We start from the raw sequence: 4016 nt of genomic DNA, 5'->3' as shown, positions 1-4016 counted from the left end.
GTTTCCCCAAGCAATGCGGTTCGATCTTCGCCCATTGGGCATCGGTTAGAATATTGCGGTCCATGAACAGTATGAATCACAATTCGATTCATCTGTGAATCCCCACAAACCCTAGGCCGCGACCGATACGGACGTCTGGGTCTTCGCCTGTTCCGCCAGCACGGCCGCCATGGATTGCATCCACTGAGCCGTCAGCGCCGCCAACTTGGCCGCCGTGCCGTCATCAACGGTGGTATCTGTCGCCGATGACGCCGTGTCTTCGCTTTCAGAGGTCTGAGCGAACGCCTCCATGGGCGGAGGCGGCGGGCCTTCGGCGCGCATCTGTTCATCAAAGGTCGATTTTTCGCTCTCGGTGACCGAACCGTCGCCATCGGCATCCATCTTTGAGAAGAGTTCGGTAAGGCGCGCGGTTTTGTCGGTGTCTTCCGTAGCTTCGCTCTCCTCACTCTTAGACGAGGCCAGCATTTCATCGAGACTGACCGAACCATCCTGATTGGTGTCAAGTTCGTCGAAGGTCGCCGGTTTCTGGCCACCGCCTCCGGCCGCGCCGCCTGGCGGCGGGCCCATGGGCCGATCCTGCCCGCCTTCCTGAGCCTGCAACATGCCGCCCATCGTTTGTGACGACATCTGGCTCTGGAAGAAACTGAGGCCCTCCTCTTCGCTGACCGAGCCGTCGCTGTTGCTGTCCATGCTGGCGAAGCGTTCAGCGATTTTCGCACTGTCTTCTGTGCCGCCCTTACCTTTTGTCTTTTCGCTGGCGGAGGCGGTCATTTCCTCCAGCGTTATTCCGCCGTCGCTGTTTGCGTCGATCTTCGAAAACATCTTCGCGTGCATTTGCGACATGGCGGAGGCCGACATTGATCCAATCTGCATCTGTCATCTCCGTTCAAGTACTCACCTTGCTTGGTAAGCACAAAAACGGAAGCAATTCTCAATTAACAAGGCATTTACTTAATAACAATTTCAATACATTACACAATTTGGCGCAATTTTGCCTTATTCAATGCTTGTGAAAGCCTTTTCAATACAGCCCTTACATAAACCGAGACAAATTTTCCGTCCGGCAAAAACGCCGGATCGTAAGAGTGCGAAATTTTCCCCTTGCATGTCAGTCACGCCACAATCACACCATTTAAAAATCACATAGAGACCCGACAACAGACCCAAATCGGCGGAACCAGAGTCATGACCCTGAAAAAAACTTTACTTTGCGGCTTTCTGATCACGTGTGTCGCCGGTCAGGCCATGGCGCAGCCCCCGCGTTCGGCCCCGCCGCCCACGGGCGAAGCGCCGCCTGAGGCACCCAGTGGCCGCACCGTCGGACAGGCGGTCTTCTTCAGCCCGTCGGGGGAAGTATTCAAGGCTCCGCTGAAAGACCCCTACCCGGTCGCCCTGTGGTTCGCCGCGGCCGACACCAATAAGGACGGTGCGCTCAGCCCGGATGAGTTTCTGGCCGACGCGATGCGCTTCTTCGCCGTCGTGGACCGTGACAGCAAGGGCGTTATCACGTCGCAGGACAACACCTTCTACGAAACGGAACTGGCCCCCGAAATTACCGGTTTCAGCCCTCTGGTGGCGCAGCCTCGCAATCCGCGTAGCACCGATGAGGACGGCGACAAGACCGCCGCCGCCAACCGTTACGTCAAAAGCGTGCAGGGCGCAGCCCAGTTCAGCCTGATCAATGAACCGCAGCCCATCCGCGCCGCCGATGCCAATTTCGATTATCGCATCACGACTGAAGAATGGACGCGCGCCACGTCCCAGCGCTTCCGGCTGCTTGACGCCAACAAGGACGGTAAGCTGACCCTGGATGAGTTACCCAAAACACCGCTGCAGAAGGGGCTGGAGCAACGCGCCATAGAGCGCGAAAAGGAACAGAAGAAAAAAGGTGGCCTGTTCGGCGGCTGGTAAGACGAAACGAAATCAATCGTTTAGTATTATTTGAAACGGGTTGCCATGTTGTTGCATTGGCAACCTTTTTCATTTGTGTCACTGGAAACTTTCTGGCAAATTTTTGCCATCTCGTGCAAAATCATTGCACGTAGCGCCCCCAAAACAGCAAAATCCGTCTAATTACATCGCTAAAGCGCGTTTATTCTCGCCGCGTCGGCGTGAACGTGCTAACTGCCCTGCCTTCCAAAAGACCAGAACTAAAAGCGGCGCAGACAGTGAAACAGGTTCATAAACTCGGATTGTTCGGGCTGGGAGCCTTCGGGCGGCTGATCGTGCGTCATCTGGCGCCCTATTTCGACATTCTGGCCTGCGACCCCTCGCCTGAGGCGAAAGCCTACGCCAAACGTCACAATGTCTCACTGGTGTCGCTCGAAGAAGCGGCTGCCTGTCAGGTGGTCATCCTCGCCACGCCCATCCGCACGCTGAAGGACCTGGCGGCGAAGATCGCGCCGCACGTACCGCTCAATGGTCTGGTCATCGACGTAGGTTCGGTCAAGGTCAAGCCGGCGGCGTGGCTTCAGGACGTGCTGCCTCCGCAGGTGTCGATCCTGTGCACCCACCCGCTGTTCGGGCCGCAATCGGCGCGCTACGGCATCCACGATATGGAAATCGTCGTCTGCCCGGTGCGGGTACGGCATCTGAGCCCCATTGTGCGCTTTCTGGAGAAGACGCTGGACCTGAAGGTCTCGATCGCCACGCCGGAAATCCACGATCGTGCTCTGGCCGCCGTACAAGGCCTGACGCACATGATCGCCAAGGTCCTGAGCGGCCTTGAGCCCCTGCCGCGCGTGCACACCACGCGCTCCTACGACCTGATGATGCAGGGGGTCGGCTTGGTGCAGGGCGATTCGGATGAGCTGTTCATGTCGATCGAGCGCGATAATCCGTTCGCGTCCGAAATCCGCAAGCGCTTCTTTGCCGAAATCGACAGCTTGCGTGAACGACTGGAAGCCCACGGACGCGATACGGATTAATTTCTGCTTTTCCGCCGTCGCCAAGCGACGGCTTTGGCCGTTCGCGTCCGAAATCCGCAAGCGCTTCTTTGCCGAGATCGACAGCCTGCGTGAACGGCTGGAAGCGCACGGACGCGAAACGGATTAATTCCCGCTTTTCCGCCGTCGCCAGGCGACGGCTTTGGCCGTTCGCGTCCGAAATCCGCAAGCGCTTCTTTGCCGAAATCGACAGCTTGCATGAACGACTGGAAGCGCACCGTCAGGCGGATTGATGATTAGCCACGAAAAGCACGAAAATTAGAGCGTGTTTAAACGCTTAGTATCAAGAACTTAAAGGCCAAACGCATCCCTGAGATGGTCAATCTGATGCATCCGCTGATGTAAGACCGTCACAATCCCGATGTCGCCATTCGACAATCGCCGCCAATAGACGAAATGGCTTTCGGAGCGGAAAAAATAGCCATTCACGCCGAATTCTGCGGGAATGGATCGCGATCTTACGCCGTGGTTCTCGATACGATTGAAGGCCTCAAACAGCCCTCTGATATAGCTATCGGCTCGCGCTTCGCCCCACCTGTCGCGTGTGAACCGGTAAATCTCGTCAAGGCGTAGCGAGGCGGCCTCCTGAATCCGCACAGCCATATCTAGGCTCGATTGCGAGAGATTATGTCTTCCGCGGAAAGCGGTTGGTAGGTGCTTTCGTCGGCGGCAAAAGCATGAGTCAATTCGGCTTTCAGCCGTTCAAAAGCGCGTTGATCGGCCTCTGCCTTATCCTTTCGGATCAAGTCCCTTATATACTCGCTGACGTTTTCATAAGCCCCGTCAGGCCCTACATTCTGGGCTATGAAGTCACTTAGCATACCGCTGACCCGGACCGTCATTGTGGTGGTATTGGACATAGGGACACCCTGCAATTTGTCTTCAAAATAATCAATAATGAAGACAATGGCAAGTTGTCTGCCTACCCCTCTACCGCCTTTATACTGCGTTTGGTGGTGCGCAGGATGCGCGGGACGCGGCCGTCGGGGGCGTATTTGAGCAGGTCCTGCCGGAACTCATCGCGCTTTTCGTGCACCGAGGCCAGCACCAGCCCCATCGGTACGCCCAGAT

6 protein-coding genes are annotated in these 4016 nt (G+C 56.6%); 3 read left to right on the top strand and 3 right to left on the bottom strand.

The genetic code is table 11. The annotated features are described in order from the left end of the window. Positions 1 to 111: 111 nt before the first annotated feature. Positions 112 to 873, bottom strand: a complete 762-nt coding sequence (locus Q0072_RS15815; protein WP_298332033.1) for an EF-hand domain-containing protein — start codon at positions 871 to 873, stop codon at positions 112 to 114. A gap of 312 nt (positions 874 to 1185) precedes the next feature. Here Q0072_RS15815 and Q0072_RS15810 point away from each other — a divergent pair, with 312 nt between their 5' ends. The 3 genes from Q0072_RS15810 to Q0072_RS15800 all read left to right on the top strand — a co-directional run bounded on the left by Q0072_RS15810 (position 1186) and on the right by Q0072_RS15800 (position 3178). Then, complete coding sequence (locus tag Q0072_RS15810) at positions 1186 to 1911, top strand: EF-hand domain-containing protein (RefSeq protein WP_298332032.1); 726 nt, start codon at positions 1186 to 1188, stop codon at positions 1909 to 1911. Between the two features lie 257 nt (positions 1912 to 2168). After that, positions 2169 to 2927, top strand: a complete 759-nt coding sequence (locus Q0072_RS15805; RefSeq protein ID WP_298332030.1) for a prephenate dehydrogenase/arogenate dehydrogenase family protein — start codon at positions 2169 to 2171, stop codon at positions 2925 to 2927. Positions 2928 to 2995: 68 nt separating this feature from the next. Next, a complete protein-coding gene (locus Q0072_RS15800; RefSeq protein ID WP_298332028.1) occupies positions 2996 to 3178 on the top strand; it encodes a hypothetical protein in 183 nt (60 codons plus the stop codon). A gap of 58 nt (positions 3179 to 3236) precedes the next feature. Here Q0072_RS15800 and Q0072_RS15795 read toward each other — a convergent pair whose 3' ends face one another. Together Q0072_RS15795 and Q0072_RS15790 are read right to left on the bottom strand one after the other, a co-directional pair. After that, on the bottom strand, positions 3237 to 3548 hold the full coding sequence (locus Q0072_RS15795) for a type II toxin-antitoxin system RelE/ParE family toxin (RefSeq protein WP_298332026.1): 312 nt from the start codon (positions 3546 to 3548) through the stop codon (positions 3237 to 3239). Between the two features lie 2 nt (positions 3549 to 3550). Further along, a complete protein-coding gene (locus Q0072_RS15790; protein ID WP_013480689.1) occupies positions 3551 to 3805 on the bottom strand; it encodes an addiction module antitoxin in 255 nt (84 codons plus the stop codon). Between the last annotated feature and the right edge of the window lie 211 nt (positions 3806 to 4016).

This window comes from Asticcacaulis sp. (genome assembly GCF_027484505.1).
Lineage (GTDB): Bacteria > Pseudomonadota > Alphaproteobacteria > Caulobacterales > Caulobacteraceae > Asticcacaulis.
This window is presented reverse-complemented; position numbering and strand designations above follow the sequence as displayed.

Bases quoted from the DNA above. Each gene is read 5' to 3' on its own strand.
- Q0072_RS15815 (WP_298332033.1), bottom strand. From the start codon at position 873: ATGCAGATTGGATCAATGTCGGCCTCCGCCATGTCGCAAATGCACGCG.
- Q0072_RS15810 (WP_298332032.1), top strand. From the start codon at position 1,186: ATGACCCTGAAAAAAACTTTACTTTGCGGCTTTCTGATCACGTGTGTC.
- Q0072_RS15795 (WP_298332026.1), bottom strand. From the start codon at position 3,548: ATGGCTGTGCGGATTCAGGAGGCCGCCTCGCTACGCCTTGACGAGATT.
- Q0072_RS15790 (WP_013480689.1), bottom strand. From the start codon at position 3,805: ATGTCCAATACCACCACAATGACGGTCCGGGTCAGCGGTATGCTAAGT.